This window comes from Sorangium sp. So ce834, assembly GCF_051521425.1.
Classification (GTDB): domain Bacteria; phylum Myxococcota_A; class Polyangia; order Polyangiales; family Polyangiaceae; genus Sorangium; species Sorangium cellulosum_D.
Window position 1 is genome coordinate 10,650,529 of the sequence record NZ_CP150351.1, and the last position, 22,821, is coordinate 10,673,349.

General features: G+C 73.0%; 21 protein-coding genes. 11 read left to right on the top strand and 10 right to left on the bottom strand.

Features of this window, described 5'->3' with window-relative positions; all coding sequences use genetic code 11:
- Positions 1–179: 179 nt before the first annotated feature.
- From WMF20_RS39200 to WMF20_RS39225, 6 genes are all read right to left on the bottom strand, one after another.
- On the bottom strand, positions 180–752 hold the full coding sequence (locus WMF20_RS39200) for a hypothetical protein (protein ID WP_129579065.1): 573 nt from the start codon (positions 750–752) through the stop codon (positions 180–182).
- Between the two features lie 609 nt (positions 753–1,361).
- A complete protein-coding gene (locus WMF20_RS39205) occupies positions 1,362–2,981 on the bottom strand; it encodes a protein kinase domain-containing protein (protein ID WP_437606876.1) in 1,620 nt (539 codons plus the stop codon).
- Between the two features lie 195 nt (positions 2,982–3,176).
- Positions 3,177–4,832, bottom strand: a complete 1,656-nt coding sequence (locus tag WMF20_RS39210; RefSeq protein WP_437606877.1) for a DUF2254 family protein — start codon at positions 4,830–4,832, stop codon at positions 3,177–3,179.
- Positions 4,833–4,911: 79 nt separating this feature from the next.
- Positions 4,912–6,018 carry a hypothetical protein gene (locus tag WMF20_RS39215; RefSeq protein WP_437606878.1) on the bottom strand — a complete coding sequence of 369 codons (1,107 nt, stop codon included), beginning with the start codon at positions 6,016–6,018 and terminating at the stop codon, positions 4,912–4,914.
- A 214-nt stretch (positions 6,019–6,232) separates the two neighbouring features.
- Complete coding sequence (locus WMF20_RS39220) at positions 6,233–6,577, bottom strand: hypothetical protein (protein WP_437606879.1); 345 nt, start codon at positions 6,575–6,577, stop codon at positions 6,233–6,235.
- Complete coding sequence (locus tag WMF20_RS39225) at positions 6,565–6,945, bottom strand: hypothetical protein (protein WP_129579069.1); 381 nt, start codon at positions 6,943–6,945, stop codon at positions 6,565–6,567. Before WMF20_RS39225 ends, WMF20_RS39220 begins: the two co-directional genes overlap by 13 nt.
- Before the next feature lie 190 nt (positions 6,946–7,135).
- Here WMF20_RS39225 and WMF20_RS39230 point away from each other — a divergent pair, with 190 nt between their 5' ends.
- From WMF20_RS39230 to WMF20_RS39240, 3 genes are all read left to right on the top strand, one after another.
- Positions 7,136–8,050: a tetratricopeptide repeat protein gene (locus tag WMF20_RS39230; RefSeq protein WP_437606880.1), complete on the top strand. Its 915-nt coding sequence runs from the start codon at positions 7,136–7,138 to the stop codon at positions 8,048–8,050.
- A 64-nt stretch (positions 8,051–8,114) separates the two neighbouring features.
- Complete coding sequence (locus WMF20_RS39235; protein WP_129579070.1) at positions 8,115–9,539, top strand: protein-disulfide reductase DsbD family protein; 1,425 nt, start codon at positions 8,115–8,117, stop codon at positions 9,537–9,539.
- Positions 9,540–9,570: 31 nt separating this feature from the next.
- On the top strand, positions 9,571–10,500 hold the full coding sequence (locus WMF20_RS39240) for a hypothetical protein (protein ID WP_437606881.1): 930 nt from the start codon (positions 9,571–9,573) through the stop codon (positions 10,498–10,500).
- Positions 10,501–10,509: 9 nt separating this feature from the next.
- Here WMF20_RS39240 and WMF20_RS39245 read toward each other — a convergent pair whose 3' ends face one another.
- Genes WMF20_RS39245 through ribF form a run of 3 tightly spaced genes read right to left on the bottom strand, consistent with a single transcriptional unit; the run spans position 10,510 to position 14,920 of the window.
- Entirely contained in the window at positions 10,510–11,490 is a 981-nt protein-coding gene (locus WMF20_RS39245; protein WP_437606882.1) for a hypothetical protein, read from the bottom strand.
- Positions 11,491–11,547: 57 nt separating this feature from the next.
- On the bottom strand, positions 11,548–13,869 hold the full coding sequence (locus tag WMF20_RS39250) for a tetratricopeptide repeat protein (RefSeq protein ID WP_437606883.1): 2,322 nt from the start codon (positions 13,867–13,869) through the stop codon (positions 11,548–11,550).
- Positions 13,870–13,918: 49 nt separating this feature from the next.
- Complete coding sequence (ribF, locus tag WMF20_RS39255) at positions 13,919–14,920, bottom strand: riboflavin biosynthesis protein RibF (protein ID WP_129579074.1); 1,002 nt, start codon at positions 14,918–14,920, stop codon at positions 13,919–13,921.
- 157 nt (positions 14,921–15,077) lie between these two features.
- Between ribF and WMF20_RS39260 the strand changes: the two genes are divergently transcribed.
- From WMF20_RS39260 to rplI, 6 genes are all read left to right on the top strand, one after another.
- Positions 15,078–16,040, top strand: a complete 963-nt coding sequence (locus tag WMF20_RS39260) for a ribose-phosphate pyrophosphokinase (protein ID WP_129579075.1) — start codon at positions 15,078–15,080, stop codon at positions 16,038–16,040.
- A gap of 204 nt (positions 16,041–16,244) precedes the next feature.
- Positions 16,245–16,931, top strand: a complete 687-nt coding sequence (locus WMF20_RS39265) for a 50S ribosomal protein L25/general stress protein Ctc (RefSeq protein WP_129579076.1) — start codon at positions 16,245–16,247, stop codon at positions 16,929–16,931.
- Positions 16,932–17,069: 138 nt separating this feature from the next.
- A complete protein-coding gene (pth, locus tag WMF20_RS39270) occupies positions 17,070–17,741 on the top strand; it encodes an aminoacyl-tRNA hydrolase (protein ID WP_020740022.1) in 672 nt (223 codons plus the stop codon).
- Between the two features lie 112 nt (positions 17,742–17,853).
- Positions 17,854–18,393: a 30S ribosomal protein S6 gene (gene rpsF, locus WMF20_RS39275; protein ID WP_437606884.1), complete on the top strand. Its 540-nt coding sequence runs from the start codon at positions 17,854–17,856 to the stop codon at positions 18,391–18,393.
- A gap of 2 nt (positions 18,394–18,395) precedes the next feature.
- A complete protein-coding gene (rpsR, locus tag WMF20_RS39280; RefSeq protein ID WP_012239546.1) occupies positions 18,396–18,716 on the top strand; it encodes a 30S ribosomal protein S18 in 321 nt (106 codons plus the stop codon).
- A gap of 10 nt (positions 18,717–18,726) precedes the next feature.
- Positions 18,727–19,179, top strand: coding sequence for a 50S ribosomal protein L9 (gene rplI / locus WMF20_RS39285; RefSeq protein ID WP_061629313.1), 453 nt, complete (start codon positions 18,727–18,729; stop codon positions 19,177–19,179).
- Between the two features lie 140 nt (positions 19,180–19,319).
- On the opposite strand, the gene WMF20_RS39290 is transcribed toward rplI, so the two are convergent.
- Entirely contained in the window at positions 19,320–20,315 is a 996-nt protein-coding gene (locus WMF20_RS39290) for a PfkB family carbohydrate kinase (protein ID WP_437606885.1), read from the bottom strand.
- A gap of 342 nt (positions 20,316–20,657) precedes the next feature.
- Between WMF20_RS39290 and dnaB the strand changes: the two genes are divergently transcribed.
- Positions 20,658–22,160, top strand: coding sequence for a replicative DNA helicase (gene dnaB, locus WMF20_RS39295; RefSeq protein ID WP_129579079.1), 1,503 nt, complete (start codon positions 20,658–20,660; stop codon positions 22,158–22,160).
- Between the two features lie 200 nt (positions 22,161–22,360).
- Positions 22,361–22,789, top strand: coding sequence for a hypothetical protein (locus WMF20_RS39300; protein WP_437606886.1), 429 nt, complete (start codon positions 22,361–22,363; stop codon positions 22,787–22,789).
- Positions 22,790–22,821 lie beyond the last annotated feature (32 nt).

Consider the following 22,821-nt stretch of genomic DNA (forward strand, 5'->3'; position numbering starts at 1 on the left):
AGGAAGGGCCGCGATCGCGCGCCTTGTGCCTGGTAAATAATGCTCAGCGCCGCCGGCGATCGCCGGCGGCGTCTGCCGTCAGGACCGGCTCGGGTCGAGCAGTCCTGTCGTCCGGTGCAAGGAAGCGCGCCCGGACCGAGGGCGCCTTACGCAGCGCCTCGGTCCGGGCAAGGCATCGATCACGATTCAGAAGGCTCAGACGGCTCGGAAGGCTCAGTCCCGGTGAGAGGCGCAGGCGTGGTGAAGAAGTCGAAGTCGACCTGAACGCCGGCAGCCAGACGCTCTGTGATCGCGCCGGTGAGGGCGCCGTTGACCCTCGACTCCCCCGCGAACAGCGCCAGGACGGGCTGGACCTGCTTCGAGATGTCGAACCCGAAGTTCCGGTTACGGTGCAGAGGGGAGAGGATGATCACGGTGGTCTTGTTTTGCGGAGCGAAGTCGTTGTTGCAGTCGAACTTCCCCGAGGTCAGCTTCTCGGCAACGAAGAGCGTGGTGCTCTGCTGGAACGCAGCGGCGCCGCCGTCGATCCACTTGACCGCGATCTCGCACGCCTCGAAATCGCTGCCGATCTGCGCGGAGAGATCGACATAGCGGAAGGCCGAGTGATTGAACTCGAGCCTCCCCACCTCGACCTCGATATCGTCCCAGCTGAGCGTCACGTTCTGCGCCCTGTTGACATCGATCGCCATGGCATTGCCGGAGATCGCAACAGTGCCGAGGACGCAAAGCGACAGAGAAAGGATCTTCTTCATGATTACCTCCAATTAGCGCCAGTCCGGCGACAACGAGGCCCATCATGTTCCACAGACGATCCAGCGCAAGGGCTTTCTTCGCGAAGTGCCCGTTCGAAGCGCTTTCCAATATAGTCACTTCCCGAAGATTGTCAGGGATGTGCGGTGTCCGTCGCCGATGGGCGCGTCTGTCATGTGGAATCGACCGCGCGGTAACACCGCCGCATCACGTCCGGACGTATCGGCCCAACTACCCGCGAGAGCTGCCGTTGTCGGCCCCAAAGCAGAGACAGCGAGAAACAATTGGAGATGCAGACATAAATGGCACCGAGGAAAGGAGCGATTAAACACTGTGCGTCCTCGGCGCTCTCTGTGGCTCTGCGGTCAAATTTCTTTCTCCGAGGTCGGATCGCATGCGCGTGACGTGAGGTGGTAGGCGGTCGGAATCATCGCGGCGTACGTACCTCGAGCTATGTTCCCGCTTGCGTGAGCCGCACCGATGTGACTGCGCGACGTCCTCGACGTTGCGGGCGGGTCTCCGGGCCGCGCGGTACACCGCCGGAACGTCCGAACCACGAACCGACCTTGTGCCCTAGTACCTACAGCCGCACCTGGATATCGGTCGGCGCTCTAGCAACCGGAAACGGCGAGCAGGCGGATCGTCGCGATCGCCCCCAGCACGAACAGCCCCGCGAAGAAGATCCTCCGCTTGCGCCGCAGCTGCTCGGCGGTGAGCCCGCCGCTCTCGGGCACCTCGTCCGGCGCGCTCTCCCCGCTGCCGTGCGCCGCGGACACCCCAGCCAGGCTGCTCGCCCCCGCCGGCGCGCCCGCCGCGCTCGCCTTGCCCGCCGCGCTCGCCGCGCCCGCCGCGCCCGCCGCGCTCGCCCTGCCCGCCGCGCTCGCCCTGCCGGTCTTCTGCCCCGCCGCCGCGCCGCCCGAGGCCTCCGCCGCGGCGCGGCTCCGCTGGAGCTCGCCCTCCGGCGTGGTCGACGCCGCGAGCGCGCGCGGGCGCGGCGGCGTGTCCTCCGGTCCGTCGAAATCGAGGTACTGCACCGAGAGCGAGCCCTTCGCGGCGCCGGGCGGACGCGGGGCGCCGCTCCCACGGAGCGACGGCGCGCTCCGCCGCGCGTCCGGCGCCGACGGGCGGCCCGACGGGCGATCCCCGGACGCAGCGTCCGGCACGCCCGACAGCGCCCTCCCCAGGAGATCCGGCGAGCTCTGCCCCGGCCCGCTCGCCGGCGGGAGCGACGGCGAGGCGTAGCAGCCGGCGCCGCTCAGCGAGCCCGCCCGCGCGATGTACGCCTCGACGTGCTCCTTCAGCTCGCTCCTGGCCTCGTGCTCGGCGCCGTGCCCCATCCCGCGGAGGACCTGCTCGAGCTCCTCGGCCAGCTTGCCCGCGCTGGCGATGCGCTTGTCGACGCGGAACTCGGTCGCCGCGTCGAGCGCGTCCGCGAGCGGCGCGCACAGGTCGGGCAAGAGCTCGCGCGCGCGCGGGACCGGCGTCGACGCGACGCGCATGATCAGCTGCGCCTGCGTGTCGGCCTTGCGCACCCGGCTGCCGAGCAGCGCCTCGAGGAGCGTGAGCCCCAGCGAGAACACGTCCGCGCGCCCGTCGAACGGCTCGCCGCGCGCGAGCTCCGGGGGCATGTACGGGAGCTTGCCCTTGAACACGGCGCCGTCGGCCTGCTCGCCCGCGAGGCCCGGGATCCGCGCGACCCCGAAGTCGGTCAGGCAAACGCGGCCATCCCGCGCGATCAAGATGTTGGAGGGCGAGACGTCGCGATGGACGACCGCGTAGCGCCGCCCGTCGGCCTCGCGCAGGCTGTGCACCGCCTCGAGCGCCCTCGCCATCTCCCGGCCGAGGTACGCCACCGCGCGCGGCGAGAGCGCGCCCACCTTCCTGAGCACGCGATCGACGGCGGGCCCGTCGATGTAGTCGAGCGCGAGGTACACGGAGCCCTCGCAGTCGCCGAGCTCGATCAGCCGCACCACGTTCGGGTGATCGAGCCGCGCGATCACCTCCGCCTCGGCGAAGAACGACTCCCTCGCCACGTCGCCGAGCTCGGGCCGCGGGGCCAGCCGCTTCAGCGCGACGCGGCGCAGGGAGCCCGGCGGCTGCTCCTGCTCGGCGAGCCACACCTCCCCCATGCCGCCCTTGCCCAGCATCCGGACGAGCCGGTACTTGCCGGCGAACAGCTCCGGCGGAGGATCGGACGCGGCATGCTTGCGACGCGGGCGTGAGGCGGGCATCTCGGGTGTGTGCGGCGCGGGACCTCGGCGTTCGTCGAGGCTAGCCCTCCTGCGCTGGATCGAGGGGGTGCAGGGAGCGCATGCCCGATCCTATCGCCGCCCGCGCGCCGCAGGAATCGTCGCGTCGATGCCCGGCGCGGATCCAGCCTGCGTGTACAGCGCCCCGGCTCCGGCTCGAGCGCGCCGGACGCCCCGTCACTCCTGCGTCTGCTCCTCGCGGATCGGCTCCCGCATGGTCGTCGCCGGGAACCACTCGAAGAAGCGGTGGATGAGCTGCCGCCGCTCGGGCTCGATGTACTCGAACACCGCGCCCCGGTCGTTGATCTCCCAGAACTCGTTGCTCGTCACGGCCAGGAGCTCCGCGCGGATCGAGCGCAGCCGGTCGGGCCGCTCGTCGCGCATGTCGCGGTAGATCCGCCGCGCGAGCGCCTCCTCGCCCTTCTGCAGGTAGTACGTGGCGAGCTTGACCTGCGCCTTGCGGACGCCGCGGAGCGACGGCTCCTGCTGGTCGAGCTCGGCCTCCTTGTCCACCTCGAGGAAGAGCTGGAGCAGCTCATCCCGGGCAGGTGCGTGGAGGTCGTACGCGCGCTCGTTGACCACGCAGAGGTCGAACGCGACGGTCTCGGTCAGGAACGCGAGCCCCATCGCGTGCGCCGTCTGCGCGTAGTACTTGAAATGCCGAGCGATCTCGAGGACCTGATCCCCCCAGCCCGCCTTGAGCAGCTCCTCGGCGAGGTAGCGGTACTGGTTCAGGTTGTTGTAGGCCGCGGCGATGTCCTTCGCGTTGAGCGAGCGGCGCATGTAGGTGTTGAAGAACTTCACGACGACCGCGACGGCCGCCCGGTCCCCCGCGGCGATGGCGGTCTGCCCGATGTAGCGCGTGTCGATCGCGACGCGCGTGATGAGATCGGGCATCGCCGTGAGCGCCTCGCGGTAGACCATCAGGAACTGGCGGAGCGCCTTGTACTCGAGCCAGGTCCGCGTGGCCGAGAGCTTGCCGAGCGCCTCGGCGTTCATGCTCACGAAGTCGGCGTCCTTGGCGAGGCGGTCGCGGATCTGGAACCAGCGCGGATCGAGCGTCGCCTTGTGCGGCAGGTACGCGACGACGAGCTCCGACAGCGAGTCGACGGTCTTCGACGCGATGCCCTTGTCCTTCTGGTCGATCGCGTTGAGCGCCACGTCGGCGAGCTGCTCCAGCGACGAGAGCGCCGTCACCCGCCGCTCGTCGACCTCGCCGTCGCTCTCGTGATCCGCGGGGCGCAGCGCCTGCTCGATGCCGCTCCGCTTGATCCGCCCGACCACGTTGTCGGGCTCGACGAAGTCGAACACGTACAGGAAGTAGGGCGCCATCATGAGCAGGCTCGCGGTGAGCAGCCCCATGGTGACGAGGACGCCGTACGTCGGGACGAAGGCGTGCTCGGTCGAGCCCTCGCCGACGCGGATCGAGAAGTTGACCCACAGCGAGAACACCGCGCTGACGACGAAGAAGCCCATCACGACCATGTTCGTCCGGTCGCGGAAGAACATCTCGGTGATCCGCGGCGTGTACCGGTTCGCGGCGAGCTGCACGATGATGGAGGCGACCGTGATGACGATGCCGAGGATGGCGGCGATGACCTCGCCGATGCCGCCCATGATGTGCTCGGCGTCGCTCGGCGACATGTGCAACAGCACCTCCCGGATCGGGAGGCGCTCGTTCCCGTGCCGCGCGATGTCGAGCAGGTAGACGACCGACAGGGTCGCCATGCTGACGCCGAGGAGATACGACATCGGCCGCAGCCAGATGCGGGCCAGGGCCGCGCCGCGGCGGCGCGTCCCCTCGTCGTCCCCTGCGGTCCGATCCGAGCTCATCAGGTGACCGCCGCTCGCTCCACGCGCCTGACCCCCACGCGCCTGCCCCACGCGTCCGCCACGAAAGGCGGCAGCCCGATTATTTCTTCTCCGGCGGGCTGTCGAGATCTTCCGCGAGGTAGCTGAGGATCACCTCGTCCAGCGACTTCTCGCTGATGAGATCCTCACCGAAGATCGACGCGCCCTCCTGCGGCCGGTTCGTGGCGAAGATGCTCGCCGGGCGCGAGGCCGCGTAGCGGCCGGAGCCGGGGTTGCCCGTGAAGTGCTCGACCGCGACGGGGGCCGCGGGCGGCGGCGAGGGCTGCTCCGGGTGGACGTTGCTGTAGACGCCGGCGCCGGAGGCCGCGGACTCCGACCGCCGCCCGATCACCGACGCGGGCGGCGGCGGGAGGTCCTGGATCTGCTGGAAGAACGGCGTCTGCGCCTCGGCCGCGGCGCGCTCGAGCGCGTCGAGATCGAGATCGATGGACGGCTCGGACTTCTTGATCTCCGGCGCCGCCGGGCGCACGGCCCTGCCGGTGAACGGGCTGGCCGCGCGCCCGCCGCCGCCGAGCCCCTGGATCCCGACCGGATCGAGCTCGAGCCGCGGGCGCGCGCTGGCCGGCGCGGGCGCCGGCTCGGGCGCCGCGGCGCGCGCCGGCGGCGCAGCGGCGGGCGCGACCGCCGGCCTCGCGGGCGGCGCGGCGAGCCTCGGCGGCGGCGTCGGCGCGGGGGCCGGCTTCGGGCGCGGCGCCGCCTCGGGCGCGAGGGGCGGCACGACGGGCGACGCGAGGGGCCGGGACGGCGGGGGCGGCTTCGGCGCGCTCGGGACCTCGGGCGACGACGGGGCCGGCGGCCGCGCGGCCTTGCTCGGCTCGGGAGCGGCGGGCGCCGCGGCCGCGGGGGCCGAGACGGGCGGCGCGGCGCTGTCGTCGAAGAGGTAGTCGAAGTGGCCGTCGCGCAGGGCGATGAACATCGCCTTGTGCTGCTCCTTCATCATGCCGCGCACCGTCTCGGCGAGCGAGGCCTGCCCGACGTGCTCCGCGTACGACGTCTTCGTGGTCTTGAGGATGCGCCCGCCGTCGGCGAAGAGGTGCGTGATGATGTGCGGGTGGCGAATGCCCGAGTCCTCGGTCTGTATGTGGAACAACCGCCCCTTGTGCCGGACGTTGTTGTTGAAGCCGAGCAAGGGCGACGGGGCTTTCACGACAGGCAATCCGAGGTTGGGGAGGTGAGGAGATCGCGCCACCGGGGAGCGCTCGCCACGGCCGAGACTATCACAGCACGGCGCGCCAGGAACGATCCGCAACGTGCCCCCCGTTCCTTCACGGTGGGGGCGCATGTCGGAGCCGGTCGTCCGCTGGCCTGGCGCTCTCGGGGCTCCGCCCCGCGCCGCACGCCGCGCGAGGCGGGCCGTCGGATCAGGGCAGACAGCGCTCCAGGTCGTCCGCGTTGCCCGCTTGCAGGGCGCACGCCACCTCGGTCCGGGTGAGGTCGGCCTCGCAGCGGACGAAGCCGCGCTCGCCGGCGGCCGCCCGCGCCATCGCCTGCCGTTCGGCCACCTCGGACACGGCGGGCTCAGGCGTGGCCGCGCGCAGCGCCAGCTCGACATAGCGATCGAGGAGCGCGGCGCACGCCTCGGGGGTCGGGCGCGGCGAGAGGCGGCGGAGCGCGGCGCGCCCGGCGACGACCCCGACCACGAGCAGCACGATGGCCAGCGTCGCCAGCACGTCGGCGCGCGTCGCCGGCCGCGTCACTCCAGGCACGTATCGACCTGCTCCGGGGTGGTCGCCTGCCGGACGCACGCCATGGCGGCGTCCGTGATCCGCCGCCCGACGCACCGGTCGATGAGCTCCTTGCCGCGGGCGTCCCGCACCGCCGCCGTGCGCTCCTCGACGACCTTCGGGTCGACGACGTTCTGGGCCCGGAGCTCGATCTCCGCGCTCCGCTTGAAGATGGCCTCGCACTCGTCGCGGCTCGCCGGGTGCCCGCACCCGGCCGCGAGCGACGCGCCGCCGACGAGGGCCAGACACGACGCGAGCCAGAGGACCCGGCCCCGACGCGGACAGCCGGTGACCGTGGAGACGGAACGCCGCCTCCGCAGAAGGGAAGTAGAGCCAGGGCGGCGAGGCATGGCCGCGACGATGGCGCCACGCCCGGTGGGGCGCAACCGGGTCCAGCTCCCGGCCGGAACCCAGCCGGAAACCGACGGCCGCCGGCCCCGACGCCCGGCCATGGGCCGCCGGAGCCTCGCCGGCCCGAGTCAAGATGGAAACCTCGCGTCGTGCTGGAACGCGTGTGCAGGTCTGTTACGATTGCTTTCTGTGCGCAAGGCGAGCGAGCACGGTGACAGCGTGGACGGCGCTCGATCCGTCCGGACGGGCTCTGGGGGGCGCCGCACGAAGTCGACGGCGAAAGTCGTTGCGGGCAGCGTCGTTGCGGGCGGCGGGGAGGACGCGGGGCGGGGCGCTCCACGAGAGAAGCGGCCGAGCAATGCGCCGCGGCGGCGCGCGCCGGCGAAGACGCTGACGCCGGAGGAGATGCTGCGGCGGGCGCTGGTCGCGGAGACGCCGCGCTCCCGGGCGCTCTGGGCGCGGCGGGGCCTGTCGCTCCGGGGGCCGCTCGATCGGACGACGCAGGCGATGCTGCTGCGCCAGCTCTACCTCGCCTACTTCGAGACGCGCCGCTTCGAGCGGGCGGCCGAGGTGGCCGAGCAGGTCCTCTCGCTCGGCGTGCTGCGCGACGTCGCCCACCAGGACGCGGCGCGCGCGAAGCAGGCGCTCGGGGACATCGACGGGGCGGTGGGTCACCTCCGGCTGGCGGCGCGCACGGGGCCGGCGAGCCGGCGGGCGTTCCACTGGTGGACGCTGGGCAGCGTGTACCACCTGGCGCGCCGGTACGACGAGGCGATCGGCGCGCTCACGCGCGCGGCGCGCTGGGGCACGCGGGACAAGCCGCTCTACCAGGGGCACCTCGCCGTGGTGCAGTGCGAGAGCGGCAAGGCGGTGGAGGGGCTCGGCGCGCTGATCGACCGGCTCTCGGAGGTGCCGGCGGGCCAGGGGTACGGCCGCTTCGTGCTCGGGCAGATGGCTTACTTCGACCGTCGCTGGGACGAAGCCAAGAAATACCTGGAAGCCTTCGTCCAGCGGAGCACCTCGGGGCGGGCCGCGGTCGCGATCGCGCTCGGGGGGGAGATCGAGGCCGCGCGCCAGACGCTGGCGTCCCTCCCGAAGCGCTGATGCCGGCCTGAACGGACGGCCGCGCGCCGCACGGGGGCGATCGCTTTGCTATAGAACCTCCGTGATGACCGCTTCGACTCGTTTCATGGGAAGCGCCGGCGCCGCCCCGGCGGTTCGTCGACGCGACGCGCGCGGCGCGGCCGGGGCGCTCGGGCGCGCGCTCGCGGCGCTCGTGGCGCTCTCGGTGCTCGCGTGCCCCGCGCTCGCCCTGGCCGCGGATCAGCCGGATCTGTTCACCCGCGGCCTCCAGGCGGGCCCGGTGTTCGCGGGGCTCGCCGCGCTCGCGGGCGGCCTGCTCACGTGCCTCACGCCGTGCGTGTACCCGATGATCGCGATCACGGTGAGCATCTTCGGGGCGCGGGAGGCGAAGTCCCGGCGCGAGGCGATGCTGCTCTCGACGAGCTTCGTGCTCGGGATCGTCGTGCTCTTCACGACGATGCTCGTGGTCGCGGCGCTCACGGGCAGCCTGTTCGGCAGCGTGCTCTCGAACCGGTGGGTCATCGTCGGCATCGCGGCGGTGTTCATCGCGCTGTCGCTCTCCATGTTCGGCGCGTTCGACATGGCGCTGCCCGATTCGCTGATGCAGCGGCTCTCGCAGGTCGGCGGCATCGGCTACGGCGGCGCGTTCCTGCTCGGGCTGGTGAGCGGCCTCGTCGCGGCGCCGTGCACCGGGCCCGTCCTCACCGGCATCATCCTCTGGATCGGGAAGACCCAGAGCATCGGCCTCGGGGCGCTCGTCGGCGCCACCTTCGCGATCGGGCTCGGCCTGCCGTTCTGGCTCGTCGGCGCGTTCGCGGTCGCGCTGCCGAAGGGCGGCAAGTGGATGCTCGGCGTGAAGTCGTTCTTCGGGATCGTGATGCTGATCGTCGCGCTGTATTTCCTGAAGACGACGTTCCCGGCGCTGTCGTCGCTCGCGCAGCCCACGCCGCAGTTCATGGCGGTGATGGCCGGGCTGGTCGTGGTCGGCCTCGTGCTCGGCGCGGTGCACCTGTCCTGGGACGACGGCGGCGTCGGGGTGAAGGCCCGCAAGGGGCTCGGGATCGCGCTCACGGTGACCTGCGGCTTCCTGCTCGTCGCGAGCCTGGATCTGCCGAGGCTCGCCTCGCCCGTGCCGTCGGCGGTGGCCGGCGAGGCCGCGCCGCGGCAGCTCACGTGGCTGCACCAGGAGCCGGTGGCCGTCTCGAAGGCGAAGGCGGAGAAGCGCCCGCTGCTCGTCGACTTCACCGCGGAGTGGTGCGGCGCCTGCAAGCAGCTCGACAAGGACACCTTCTCGGATCCGCGCGTCATGGCCAAGGCGGCGCACTTCGTCGCGGTGAAGGTCGACGCGACGGACGACGAGGATCCGCAGGTCGACGCGGTGAAGGGCAAGTACAAGGTCGTCGGCCTGCCCACGGTGGTGATCTACGACTCCACCGGGGCCGAGCGGAAGCGCTTCAACGACTTCGTCGGCCCGGACGTGTTCCTGGCGGCGCTCGAGGGCATCGAGTAGCGCCCCGCCCGCCGCCCGGTCGCCCACGCCGATGCGCCCTCCCCTGCTCGCCGCCCTCGCGCTCTGCTTCCTGGTCCTCGCCGGCTGCGGCGCTCCGCGACCGACCATCGGGACCGTGGTGATCGGGCTGACGAGCGAGCTGCGCGCCGGCGCCGAGCTCGATCGGCTGCGCGTGGTCCTGCGCGCCGGCGGCGAGCTGCTCCGCGACGACGTGCTGACGCACGGGAGCGGGCAGCTGTTCTTCCCGAGGGAGCTCTTCTTCCGCGATCTCGAGGACGGGACGGCGGTGGAGATCTCCCTGGAGGCTTTCGGGGCGGAGGACGCGGAGCGGCCGGTGCTCGTCCGCGCCGCGTCGACGCGGGTGATCGGCGGCCGCACGCTGCTGCTCCGCGTGCGCCTCGAGCAGGAGTGCGTCGTCGCGCCCGGGGATCCCACGTGCCCGGCGCCGCGGACCTGCGTGGCCGGCGGCTGCAGCGCCCCCGACGTGGATCCCCGGCGGCTCGAGCCGTACAGCGACTCGTGGAAGGCGGACGCCGCGCCGGACGCCTGCAAGCCGGCCGGCGGGGGCGCGCCGGTCGTCGTCGTCGGCGAGGGGCAGGCCGACTACTTCGCGCTCGATGATCTCGACGAGGTCCAGGTGGAGGCCGGACCGCAGGGCGGCTACCACATCTTCGTCGCCATCCGGCTCAAGAACCTCCGGCAGTCCGGCTCGATCACGGTGGTGAACGGCGCCGTGCCCGAGCTCGACTACGCCATCGAGCCGCTCCGGGTCATCTTCACCCTGGACCAGGACGAGGGCGGCTTCTGCAAGCTCGCCGGGCTGCGGTTCCGGCTCGACGGGGAGCGGACGATCGACGAGCTGCTCGGGAAGGTCGTCGACGTCGAGGTGACCGTCACGGACACCGACGGGGACACCGGGACCGGCAGGCGCAAGGTGACGCTCTCGCAGACCATCCTGTAGCGCGCGGCCTCACTCGCGCGCGGCGCGCCAGCGCGCCATCCAGCCGCCGGTGAGCAGGTCGAGGGACGCCTCGGCCTCGAGGGCCGCGAGCGCGGCGGCGCGGCGCTCCTCGGGGCTCCGCCCCGGATCGGCCGAGAGCGCGACGGCGCGCTGCCAGGCGAAGAGCAGGTCGAGCACGCGGGCCGTGAGCTTGGCCTGCAGCTCGGCGCGATCGCGGCGGAGGCGCTCCAGGGCGATCTCCTCGTCGGCGAAGACCAGGCGATCGAGCCGCCAGGTCGCGCGCGCCTCGAGCCAGAGGCTGGTGCCGCCGGAGGCCGTCCTCCGCGCCGGATCGTACTGGGTGGGGGCCAGGTTCTCCGCCTCGTCGACGAGGCGCGAGACGCGGAGCCGGAGCTCCGGGAGCAGCGACGACGTCCGGGCGCGCGACGCGATGGCGTCGATGCGCGCCTCGGGGTCGAGCAGGCGCGACTGCCGCAGCGCCGCCTCGACGGCGGCGCGGGCCATCGCCGGCGTGACCCGGATCGGCAGCGGGAGCTCGGGCTCGACCTCGGCCGGCGGCGGTGGGGGAGGCGTCGCGGGAGGCGCCCCCGCGGGATCGGGCGCCGGCGCCGCGCGGGGTGGGCTCGGAGGAGCAGGCTTCAGCCGCGGCGCCTCGGATTCGGCGACGGCGGAGGGAGGGGGCACGCCAGGGCGATCGGAGAGCCGCTCCAGGGGGATGCTCGCGAGCAGCATGCCGCTGAGGGAGCGCTCGCCGCCTTCGAGCCGCGCGAGCCCGAGCTGGAGCGAGATCCAGAGCGGCTGCGCGCGCCCCGGGGACGCGGCCCAGAGCTCGTGGGGCGCGGCGTCGATGCGGTCCACGCGCGGGTCGAGCGCGGTCGGCTCATCGTCGAAGGGGAGCTCGGCGCGCGCCTCGGGCGCGGACAGGGCGCAGGCGAGCGCGCCGAGGAGGGAGAGAACGGGGGTGGCGAGGGATCGGTGGTTCGGTTGCACGCGAGCTGGGTCGACCGCCGCGCGCCGCCAGTTGCGTGAACGGGTCGTCCGGCTCGCTCAGCGGCTCCCCGAGGGCGGGCGCGCCGCGGTGGCGAAGCTCCGCCACAGCTCGGTTCCGCCGCCGGGGGGCCGAGAGCGCTCGGCGCCGGCGCGCAGCTCGCTCGCGCCCCCGGGGGGCCGAGATCGGTCGGCGCCGGCGCGCAGCTCGCTCGCACCGCCAAGGGACCGTGGCCGCTCGGCGCCGGCGCGCCGGAAGGCCTCGCTGGCGTGAGGCTGGCCGACGGGCCCCGGCCAGGCGCTGCCGCCGCCTGCCCGGAGCAGGTCGCTCGACCCGCCGCGGGTCGCCGCGACCGCCTGCGCGAGCGCCTCCGCGGTCGGCACCGTCCCCGAGGGGAAGCGGGGCGGCCCCTCGAGGGGCGGCTCGCGGGTCGCCGCGACCTGCCCCTCGAGGGGCGGCTCGCGGGTCGCCGCGACCGCCCGCGCGAGCGCCTCCGCGGTCGGCGCCGCGCCCGAGGGGAAGCGGGGCGGCCCCTCGCGGGGCGAGGCGAGCGCTGGTCCTGGGGCGATCGCCGCGCCGGGGTCGGGCGAGACGGCGTCGGCCGCGGGGTCGCCGAGCGGGGTTGGCGCGACGGCTTCGGGAGCGGCGTCGCTGCCCGCGGCCGGCGCGGCAGCTTCCGCGGCGATGTCGCGGGCCGCGGGTGCGGCAGCCCTGGCCACATCGCTGCCGGCGACGGGCGCTGCCTCGGCCGCCCCGGGTGGCGCGGCGACGCTCACGGCAGGCGCGCTCGGGGCCGGCGGAGGTGCGATCGCGGAGCCCGCGCCCCCAGCGTATGACGCGGCGGCGCTCTCCCCAGCCTGACCGCTCGCGCCCGAGGTGGGCAGCGACGCTGCTGCCGCGTCGAGCGCGCCGGACGCCGCGGACGGCGCATGGCCGCCGGCGCCTTCGAGGTGCGGCTCTGCGTCGCGCGTCGGCCCGGCGGGGTGGTCCGCCGGGACCTCGTCCTGCGGCGCCGCCTGCGCGGAAGCGTCCGGCCCCGGCGTGGGCGACCTCGGCGCGAGCGGCACCGCGCGCGGCGCAGCGACCTCGAGGCCCACCGCGAAGGGCTCGAACACGTCGCCGTCGAGCCAGCCCGTGCACATCCGCAGGTGCGAGCCGGCCGGGATGTCGCGCACGAACATGTCGCCGAAGAGCGCGTCGATCGCGAGATCCCGCTGCTCGACCACCGGCCTCTCCCAGCTCGGGAGCACCGCGACCACGCGGATCACGAGCTGCCCTCGCGGGCGGCGCGCGCGCGCTCGCGCGAGCGTCCGCGGGCGCACTTCCCAGTAGACGTAGAGCGTCTCCGGATCGACCGCGAGGCCGACGACCTCGTCGAGGTCGTACCGCGCCGGGAGCTCCGCGCGCGCGTCCTGCAAGGCCGCAGCGAGGCCCGGCGCCGCGCCCGCGACGACGCGCTCCGCGATGGCCGCCGGCGGCGGAGCCTCCGGGGGAGAGGGATCTCGCGGCGGCTGTGCCGGCTCGTGGTCGGGAGCCGCGGAAACGGGCTCGGGCTGACGATCCTGCTCGCCCGGGATGGGGGCCTCGGGCTGCTCGCTCGCGCCGGTGTCCTTCGCGTCCTCGGCGCCGGTGTCCTTCGCGGCCTCTGCACCGGTCTCCTCCGCGGCCTCGACGCCGGTCTCCTCCGCGGCCTCGACGCCGGTCTCCTCCGCGGCCTCGACACCGGCCTCCTCCGCGGCCTCGACGCCGGTCTTCTTCGCATCCGCACTTTCGGCCTCGGCCTCCTCCGCATCCGCGCTTTCGGCCTCGGCCTCCTTCGCATCCGCGCTTTCCGCCCCGGCCTCCTCTGCCTCCGCGTCCTCCGCCTCCGCGTCCTCCGCCTCCGCGTCCTCCGCCTCCGCAGCCCCCACCCTTGCGCCTTGCGCCTCCGTCCCCTCGCCCTGCGCGCGCTGCGCCTGCTCGATCAGCCGCTCCCGGAGCCGCCGCGCGTCCTCGTGCTGCGGCTCGCGCTCGAGGATCTCGTCGAGCACGGCGATCGCCCGGTCCGTGTGCCCCTGCGACGCGTAGATCTCGGCCAGCGTCGTCGTGGCCCGCGGCGGCGGCGGGGGCGGCGGCCACTGCTCGGGCGGGGCCTCGCCGCGCAGCGCGCGCGCGGTCTCCGGCATGTGCAGGCCGCGCTCGACCACGCGCGAGAGCAGATCGCGCGCCCGCCCGAGGAAGCCGCGCAGCCGGGCCCGCTCCGGCTCCCCCTGCGCGGTGCGCGCCAGGATCTCGTCGACGAGCTCGGCCTTCGTGAGCACGCGCGGCCGCGGCACCCCGAGCCCCTCGGCGCGCGCTATCAGCTCCTCCCGCGTCAGCCCGTCGAGCTCCCGGCGCTCCATCGCCGTGGACGCTACCACATCCGCCGCGCGCCCACCGGCGCGCGGCCGCTCAGCGAAAGGCGCCCTCCGCCGCCGGATCCGCGGCGAGCGGCGCGAGCCGCGCGCGCGCAGCCTCGGCGTCGCGCGCGATCTGCGCCTTGAGCTCCGGCAGGCCCGAGAACCGCCGCTCCTCGCGCAGCCGGGCGACGAGGTGCACCCGAAGCGCCGCGCCGTAGAGATCCTCGTCGATGTCGAACAGGTGCACCTCGAGGTTCGGCCGCGCCTGCTTCGACGGCTCGACCGTCGGCCGCACGCCGAGGTTCGCCACGCCGCGGGCGAGCGCGATCGCGCGGCCCGACGGCGCCACCCGATCGACGAGCGTCGCGTACACGCCGAACGGCGGGAGCGCCTCCTCGATCTCGTCGAGGTTGCAGGTGGGGAAGCCGATGGTCCGGCCCCGCTTGGCCCCCTGCGCGACCACGCCGGACAGCATGTGCGGGCGCGACAGCATCTGCTCGGCCGCCTCCAGATCCCCGCGCGCGATCGCCGCGCGGACGCGGGTGCTCGACCACGCCCCCTCGGCGTCGCCCACGAGCGGGTGCGATCGCGTCTCGAAGCCGAGATCCTCGCCGAGGCGCCCGAGCGTCGTGAAGTCGCCGGCGCGCCCGTGGCCGAACCGGAAGTTCGCGCCGACCAGGACGACGCGCGCGGCGAGCCGATCGAGCAGCACGCGCCGCACGAACTCCTCCGGCGTCTGCGCCGCGAACGCGCGATCGAACGTCACCACGTCCACCCGGATCGCCGGCTGCACGCGCCGGATGAGCTCGATCTTGCGCGGCAGCGCCGTCAGCGTCGGCGGCGGGGTCCGGCCAAGGACGCTCGCCGGGTGCGGCGCGAACGTGAGCGCCACCGGCGAGAGCCCCCGCCGCTCCGCGTCGAGCGCCGCGTCGGCGAGCAGCGCCTGGTGCCCCCGGTGGACGCCGTCGAAGTTGCCGATGATGACGAGGCTGCCCCGCGGCCCGACCGCGGCGCGCCCGCCCTGCCCGCCAGCGGCGGCAGCAAAATACTCCACAGACGCTACCTAACCCGAAGCACCGCCCAACGAAAAGCCGGTGGGCAAGCCAGGGTCAGGGGAGCCGCCCGGCACGATACGCATGTACAGCCAAGCATCCGATGTACAGAGCCGCTTGACGGCCCCATGTCCGGCTGATAGAGCCGCGCTCCCCTAAATGGGCTGGAGGCGCGCCGTGTTCAAGAGAGTCAGTATCTTCTCCGGCAACGCCAATTTCGCACTTACCCAGGAAATCTGTCAGGTCCTCGAGCAACCCATGGGGAAGTCGCGCGTGTCGCGCTTCTCCGACGGGGAGACGTTCTGCGTCATCCAGGAGAACGTCCGGGGCGTCGACACCTACGTCGTGCAGCCCACCTGCTCGCCGGTGAACGACAGCGTGATGGAGCTCCTGATCATGGTCGACGCGCTCCGCCGCGCCTCGGCCGGCTCGATCACGGCGGTCATCCCCTACTACGGCTATGCCCGGCAGGACCGGAAGGTCGCGCCGAGGACGCCGATCACGTCGAAGCTGGTCGCCGACCTCATCGTCGCCGCCGGGGTGAACCGGATCGTCGCGCTCGACCTGCACGCCGGGCAGATCCAGGGCTTCTTCAACATCCCGTTCGACCACCTGTTCGCGATGCCGGCGCTGCTCGACCATCACCTGCGCGAGCACTACGGCAGGGACGTGGTCATCGTCTCGCCGGACGCCGGCGGCGTCGAGCGGGCCCGCGCCTACTCGAAGCGCCTCCAGGGCACGCTGGCGATCATCGACAAGCGCCGCGAGCGGGCGAACGAGAGTGAGGTCATGAACATCATCGGCGAGGTGGCCGGCAAGCAGTGCCTCATCCTCGACGACCTCATCGACACCGCCGGCACCCTGGTGAACGCCGCCAACGCCCTGATGAAGCAGGGCGCCAGGAGCGTCGCCGCCTGCGCCACGCACCCGGTCCTGTCCGGTCCGGCCGTCGAGCGCATCAAGGACTCCCCCCTCACCGAGGTCGTGGTGACGAACTCGATCCCGCTCTCGGACGAGGCGAGGGCTTCCGGTAAGTTCAAGGTCGTCTCGGTGGCGCGGCTGCTCGCCGAGGCGATCCGCCGCATCCATCACTCGGACTCGGTGAGCTCGCTCTTCGTCTGACCGGCGGCGCGCGTCCGGCGGAACCGGCGGAACCTTGCGAAAGGGACCCCGGCGGCGCAGGTCGCCCGCGCTCCCGCCACAAAAAACGCCGCTGCCCGGCGACGAAGGCTCGACTTTCCTTTTCTCGTTCTGCTATAGCGCCGCACCCTACGCCGGAGTGGACCGCGCACCGCGGGCCTCCGGATCACTTCTGGAGCCGTCGTCATGGAGATCATCAAGCTCAACGCCACGAGGCGCGAGGAGAGCGGCAAGAGCGCGTCGAGCCGCCTGCGCCGCGCCGGACAGATTCCCGCCATCGCCTACGGGCGCGAGCTCGCGCCGCTGTCGGTCGCCGTCTCGCCGAAGGCGCTCCTTCAGGTGCTCGGCTCCGACCACGGCAAGAACTCCGTGGTCGAGCTCGCCATCGAGAACGGCGAGACGCTCACCGTCATGGTGCGCGACTACGACTACCACCCGATCTCGCGGGAGCTCGTCCACGCCGACTTCATCCAGGTGAAGCTCGACCAGCCCGTCGACGTGCATATCCCCTTCCGCACCGTGGGCAAGCCGAAGGGCGTGGTCACCGGCGGCGTGCTCCAGCAGATCTTCCGCACGATCCCGGTGCGCTGCCTGCCCGAGAAGATCCCGTCGTTCATCGAGATCGACGTAACCGAGCTCGACATGGGCGAGTCGTACAAGGCGAGCGGGCTGACGCTGCCCGAGGGCGTGAAGGCCCTGCTCGCCGACGAGCAGACGATCGCGGTCGTCAACGCGCCCGAGAAGGCCGGCGCCGAGGACGAGGCGAAGCCGGCTGCCGGCGCGCCGGCCGCGGCCGCTGCGCCTGCCGGCGGCGCGGCTGCCCCCGCCAAGGGCGGCGCCGCCCCCGCGGGCGACAAGAAGGACAAGAAGTAGCCCCGGACCGGGCGTGGGCCGCCCCTCGCCTCGGCCCCCCGAGGCGCGCGCGGCCCGCCCCGCCCTGCGCCGCGCCCCCGCGCATCGCAGCCCGCCTCTGTCCCAAGGATTCCGGGGATCCAGCAGAACCCGCTCGCCATGCTGCTCGTGGTCGGCCTGGGAAATCCGGGCAAGGAATACGCCGCTCACCGGCACAACGTCGGCTTCATGGCCATCGACGCGCTGGCCGACGAGGTCCGGGCCGATCCGTTCCGCGAGAAGTTCTCGGGCGTGCACGCGAAGGCGGAGATCGCCGGGCAGCCGGCGATCCTGCTCAAGCCGATGACCTACATGAACGAGTCGGGCCGCAGCGTTCAGCCGGCGATGGCCTTCTTCAAGGTCGCGCCGTCCTCGCTGATCGTGCTGCACGACGAGCTCGACCTGCCGTTCGGCACGGTTCGCTTGAAGGTCGGCGGCGGGCACGCGGGGCACAACGGGCTGCGCTCGATCATCGCGCACTGCGGGACGGGCAACTTCGGGCGCGTCCGCCTCGGGATCGGGCGGCCGCCGCCGGGCTACCGGGGCGAGGTCGCGGGCTACGTGCTGTCGGGGTTCGACGCGGTCGAGCGCGCGGGCCTGCCCGACTGCTTGAAGCAAGCTGTCCAAAGTGTGCTAGAAGTCGCCGCCCGCGGCTTCGACGCCGCGATGAACGTTCGAAATACCCGGCCCAAGCCGGGCAAGAGGCAGAAGGGCGAAGGGGACGGGCCGACAGACCCGGCCCCTGCCGCGAAGGGGGAGAGGGGTCCCCTCCCCCCGACGCAGAAGCCCTGATCCTCGACGGAGACAGGTTGTCGAGCCGGCGCTCGCGCCGCTCGGCAAGCTGCTCCTTTCCTCGCTCCGGGGCGTCGCCCCGGGGCCACAGGCCGAGAGGGAAGATCGAAGAATGAGCCGACAAGTAACGGCGCCCGGGCGCGCCAGAGAGTACGAAACCATTTACATCCTGCGACCCGACATCGACGCCGACGGCGCCGAGCGGATCGGGACGCGCCTCGCCGAGGTCGTGAGCCGCGAGGCCGGTCGTCTGACCAAGGTCGAGACGTGGGGGCGCCGCCGCCTCGCGTACGACATCGCCAAGCACCGCCGCGGCGTGTACGTGTACCTGAAGTACCTCGGGGGCGGGAAGGTCGTCTCCGAGGTCGAGCGCAACCTGCGCCTCGCCGACGGCGTGCTGAAGTACCAGACGGTGCTCGTGCGCAACGACATCGAGGTCCAGAGCCTCACGGTCGCCGACGAGGACGTGAAGTTCGAGCGCCTCGAGCTCGCGCCGCTCGAGGACGACCGCGACGACTCGCGCGAGCGGCAGCTCGGCCTCATCGAGCCGGAGCGCCGCGTCGACCGCAGCTCCGAGGCGGCCCCGGCGGGCGACCTCGACGAGGCTGAAGAGAGCGAGACGGAAGGCGCCGCCGACGAGGAGGAGAGCTGACAATGAACGGCCGCAACAACGACATGGGCCGCAACGGCGGCGCTGACTACGACGATCGCGACTTCGGGCGCACGCCCGACCTGAACGCGGACGCCCCCGGGCGCCGCCGCACGGGCCGGAAGCGCGTCTGCCGCTACTGCGCGGACAAGGCGCTGGTCATCGACTACAAGGACCCGCAGGCGCTCAAGTACTTCATCTCGGAGCGCGGCAAGGTCGTCCCGCGCCGCATCAGCGGCAACTGCGCGCGCCATCAGCGCAAGGTGACGCTCTCGATCAAGCGCGCGCGCAACATCGCGCTCTTGCCGTTCACCGTGACGGCGTAGGAGGTCGATCATGGCAACCCACATCCATGTGGTCCTCACGGAGGACCTCCACAACGTCGGCAAGAGCGGCGAGCTCGTGAAGGTTCGCCCCGGCTTCGCGCGCAACTACCTCATCCCGCGCGGCCTCGCGGTGGGCGCCACCGCCGAGAACGTGTCCCGCATCGAGCACGAGAAGCGGGTCGCCGAGTCGCGCGCCGCGAAGACGCGCTCCGAGGCGGAGCAGCTCGCGGCCAAGCTCAACCAGGTGAAGCTGACCATCAGCCGCCCGGTCGGCGAGGGCGACAAGCTGTACGGCTCGGTCACGGCGCGCGACATCGAAGAGGCGCTCGCCGCGCAGGGCTTCAGCGTCGACCGGCGCCGCATCGAGAGCGACACGATCAAGACGCTCGGCGCCCACACCGTGACGCTCCGCCTCGCCCCGTCCATCACGGCGTCGGTCGAGGTCACGGTCGCCGCGAAGTAGCGTCCCCGGAAGCGCGGCTCGCCCGCGCTTCCACCTCGCCCGCCACGCGCGGCTCGCCCGCGCTTCCGCCTCGCCCGCCACGCGCGGCTCGCCCGCGCTTCCGCCTCGCCCGCTACGCGCGGCTCGCCCGCGCTTCCGCCTCATCCGCGCTTCCGCCTCACCCACGCCCGCGCGACGTCGTGCCCCCGCGCCACCGCGCGCAGCATGAGCGCCGGATCGGCCCACCGCGCCCGGGCCTCCCAGGCGAGGCTCGCCAGCATCCCGGCGCAGAACGCGTCGCCCGCGCCCGTCGGATCGAGCGGCCGCACCGGGCGCGGCGCGACCGCGCGCTCGCCCTCGGGGCCGAGCACGAGCGTCGCCCGCGCGCCGTCCGTGACGACCAGCGTCGCCTCGGGCCGGAGCCGCTCGCGGAGCGCGCGCGCCGTCGTCCCCAGCACCTCGAGATCGCCGGTGCTGCACTTCACGAGATCCGCCTGCGCGAACAGCCGGAAGCAGCCGCGCACGCCGTCGCCCGTCCCGGCGCCCGCCCCCGCAGGCGCCGCGGCGCGCCCGGCGCGCGGCCACATCCGCGGGCGCGCGTTGACGTCGATCGAGACCGCGCACCCCTCGCGGCGGGCGCCCGCGGCCGCCCGCGCGATCGCGCCGATCGCCCCGCGCACCGGCGCGATCCCGGTGAAGTGCACGACCCGGGTCTGCCATCGCGCGGGCATCGCCGCGGCGAGCTCGCGCGCCTCGAGCTCGCCCTGCCGGTAGCCGGCGAAGCGCGCCTCGCCCCGCGCGATCGCCACGAGCATGAGCCCGGTGCGCGCCGCGCCCAGCGCGAGCCGCCCCACATCGACGCCGGCCGCGGCGACCTCGTCCCTGAGCCCGCGCCCCAGGGCGTCGTCGCCCAGCGCGGCGCACACCCCCGACGGGACGCCCAGCCGGGCGAGCGCCATCGCGGTGTTCACCGCGCCGCCCCCCGGTACGCGGCGCAGCAATTTTGCCCGCTCGAGCGGAATGCCCTCCGGCGCGTACAGGTCCCACAGCGCTTCACCCACGCAGATCACCTCGGTGGGTTCAATCCTTGTTTGACGCGTTTTGTGATCCACAATGGCGGCTCCCGCGACGGCGCATGCCCGGGCGCGAAGCGTCATCGCAGCTGAGTCAAGCGGGAAAGGAAATGGCGATGAGACCGGGGTTGCTCAATTTCCATACCTCGCCGCCGCCGGCGGCGCCTCACCGCGCCGCGCCCCCGCGGCGCGGCGCGGCGGAGCGCCCCTCGAACGTGGAACCTGCATTGAGATGCCCACCGCACGAACGCTCACTGCAATGCAAACACAAATCTTTCTCAGCGCGGCCCATGTTCTGATAGACGGAACTCGACCCTGCACCCGACGCCCCGAAGGACCGCTGCGCCTTCGGGGCGTCGCCCATTTCGGCACCTGTGGAAAAGCTCGGGGCGGGATGGGGGCAATCGGTGGGGAGGAGATGCACGGATGATGAGAATGATGGAGCGCCGCGGCCAGCGGCCCCAGAGGATCGAGCCTCCCATCGTCGCCGGACGGGTACCGCCGCACGACCTCGACGCCGAGGCGGCGGTGCTGTCGGCCATCTTGCTGCACCGCGACGCGCTCGATCGGGTGCTCGAGATCCTGAAGGCGGAGCATTTCTACAGCGAGGCGAACAGCCGCATCTACGAGGCCGCGCAGGAGCTCGCGTCCGGCGGCACGCCGATCGACATCGTCTCGGTCGCCTCCTGGCTGCGCGACCGGGAGCGCCTCGCCCAGGTGGGCGGCGCGGCGTACCTCGCCCAGCTCGCGGACGCGACGCCGGCGGTCGCGCACGTCGGCGCGCACGCGCGCGTCGTCTACGAGAAGTGGCGCGTGCGCCAGCTCATCGCCACGTGCCAGCGCGTCGCGGCCGAGGGGTACGGCGACGTCGGCGTGGTGCAGGAGTTCATCGACGGCGCGGAGCAGGCGGTCTACCAGCTCGCGCGCACGCCCCAGGGGACGTCGACGCAGCCGATCGCCCAGGTGCTCAAGGCCGCGTTCGAGCAGATCACCGCGGCCGCGGAGCGCGGCGATCGCATCACGGGCATCTCGACCGGGTACGAGAAGCTCGACGCCAAGACGGCCGGCCTGCACGACGGCGACCTCTCGATCGTCGCCGCGCGCCCCGGCATGGGCAAGACGTCGTTCGTCCTCAACCTCGCCGTGAACGTGGCGTCGCCGCGCACGGTGAGCTCCCCCGGCCCCGACCAGGCGGGGCACGGCATCGAGCGGCACGAGCCCGGCTTCGGCGCCGCGGTCTTCTCGCTCGAGATGCCGCGCGAGCAGCTCGCCACACGTATGGTCTGCAGCGAGGGCCGCGTCGACGTCGGCAAGCTCCGCCAGGGCTTCCTGCAGCCCGACGACTGGCGCCGCCTGACCGAGGCCGCGTCCTTCCTGTCGACCCTGCCCATCTGGATCGACGACACGCCGGCGATCAGCCTGCTCGAGCTACGCGCCAAGGTGCGGCGCATCCAGGCCGAGTACGACCGGCCGCCGAGCGACGGCAACTCGGGGCGGCGCGTCGGGCTCGTCGTCATCGACTACCTGCAGCTCATGAAGGGGCGCGACGGCGTGAGCAGCCGCGAGCAGGAGATCAGCGAGATCTCCCGCGGGCTCAAGCAGCTCGCGAAGGAGCTCAAGGTGGCGGTCATCGCGCTCTCCCAGCTGAACCGCGCGGTCGAGACCCGGACCACCAAGGACAAGCGCCCTCAGCTGTCGGACCTCCGCGAGTCGGGCGCCATCGAGCAGGACGCCGACAACATCATCTTCATCTACCGCGACGAGTACTACAACCCGGAGACCACCAACAGCAAAGGCATCGCGGAGCTCATCGTCGCCAAGCAGCGCAACGGGCCGACGGGCAAGGTGCTCACGCGGTTCACCTCGTCGTGCACGAGGTTCGACAACCTCGCGCCCGGCGACTATCCGGACATGGTGGACGACGAGTAGCCCGCCGTCCGGAGCGCCTCCTGCTAGAGCGGCGGTCACCCGCTTCGGATACGGGCCCATCTCGACGTTTTCGGTGCTCAGCGCACCGGAGTGCGCTTCCGCGCCGAAAACGCCGAGCTGGACCCGTCTCCTGTGCGGGTGGCCGCCGCTCTGGAACGCATGTGCCAGCGACGGGCGAAAACCGCGCTAGCGTGCGCGGCATGTCCGTCTGGTACGTCCCCGCCCTCCTCGCCGCGGTCTGCATGGCAGGCCACTACCTGATGCTGCGCGCGGCGGCGGGCCGCGTCGGCGACGCCCTCGGCGCGCTGTGCGTCGAGGGCACCGCGGCCGCCGGGATCCTCGTCTTGCTCGTCCTCCGCCCGGGCGCGGAGGCGCCTCCGACGGCGCCGGGGGTGCTCTGGGCGTGCGCCTCCGGCCTGTTCATCAGCGGGGTGACCACGCTCGTCTTCACCGCGCTCCGGATGGGCGGCCCGGTGTCCGCGACCGGGCCGATGGTGTTCGCCGGCGGCGTGGCGCTCGCCGCGCTCTTCGCGCCGCTGCTCTTCGGCGAGGCGTTCACCGCCCGCCGCGCGCTCGGCGTCTGCCTGGGGATCGCCTCCCTCGTCGTCCTCGCCACCGAGCGCTCCTGACCCAAGCGGCGCCGCGGCCACGCATCGGAACA

Bases quoted from the DNA above. Each gene is read 5' to 3' on its own strand.
- WMF20_RS39200 (WP_129579065.1), bottom strand. From the start codon at position 752: ATGAAGAAGATCCTTTCTCTGTCGCTTTGCGTCCTCGGCACTGTTGCG.
- WMF20_RS39205 (WP_437606876.1), bottom strand. From the start codon at position 2,981: ATGCCCGCCTCACGCCCGCGTCGCAAGCATGCCGCGTCCGATCCTCCG.
- WMF20_RS39210 (WP_437606877.1), bottom strand. From the start codon at position 4,832: ATGAGCTCGGATCGGACCGCAGGGGACGACGAGGGGACGCGCCGCCGC.
- WMF20_RS39225 (WP_129579069.1), bottom strand. From the start codon at position 6,945: ATGCCTCGCCGCCCTGGCTCTACTTCCCTTCTGCGGAGGCGGCGTTCC.
- WMF20_RS39235 (WP_129579070.1), top strand. From the start codon at position 8,115: ATGACCGCTTCGACTCGTTTCATGGGAAGCGCCGGCGCCGCCCCGGCG.
- WMF20_RS39240 (WP_437606881.1), top strand. From the start codon at position 9,571: ATGCGCCCTCCCCTGCTCGCCGCCCTCGCGCTCTGCTTCCTGGTCCTC.
- WMF20_RS39250 (WP_437606883.1), bottom strand. From the start codon at position 13,869: ATGGAGCGCCGGGAGCTCGACGGGCTGACGCGGGAGGAGCTGATAGCG.
- WMF20_RS39260 (WP_129579075.1), top strand. From the start codon at position 15,078: ATGGGCTGGAGGCGCGCCGTGTTCAAGAGAGTCAGTATCTTCTCCGGC.
- WMF20_RS39265 (WP_129579076.1), top strand. From the start codon at position 16,245: ATGGAGATCATCAAGCTCAACGCCACGAGGCGCGAGGAGAGCGGCAAG.
- pth (WP_020740022.1), top strand. From the start codon at position 17,070: ATGCTGCTCGTGGTCGGCCTGGGAAATCCGGGCAAGGAATACGCCGCT.
- rpsF (WP_437606884.1), top strand. From the start codon at position 17,854: ATGAGCCGACAAGTAACGGCGCCCGGGCGCGCCAGAGAGTACGAAACC.
- rpsR (WP_012239546.1), top strand. From the start codon at position 18,396: ATGAACGGCCGCAACAACGACATGGGCCGCAACGGCGGCGCTGACTAC.
- rplI (WP_061629313.1), top strand. From the start codon at position 18,727: ATGGCAACCCACATCCATGTGGTCCTCACGGAGGACCTCCACAACGTC.
- WMF20_RS39290 (WP_437606885.1), bottom strand. From the start codon at position 20,315: ATGACGCTTCGCGCCCGGGCATGCGCCGTCGCGGGAGCCGCCATTGTG.
- dnaB (WP_129579079.1), top strand. From the start codon at position 20,658: ATGATGAGAATGATGGAGCGCCGCGGCCAGCGGCCCCAGAGGATCGAG.
- WMF20_RS39300 (WP_437606886.1), top strand. From the start codon at position 22,361: ATGTCCGTCTGGTACGTCCCCGCCCTCCTCGCCGCGGTCTGCATGGCA.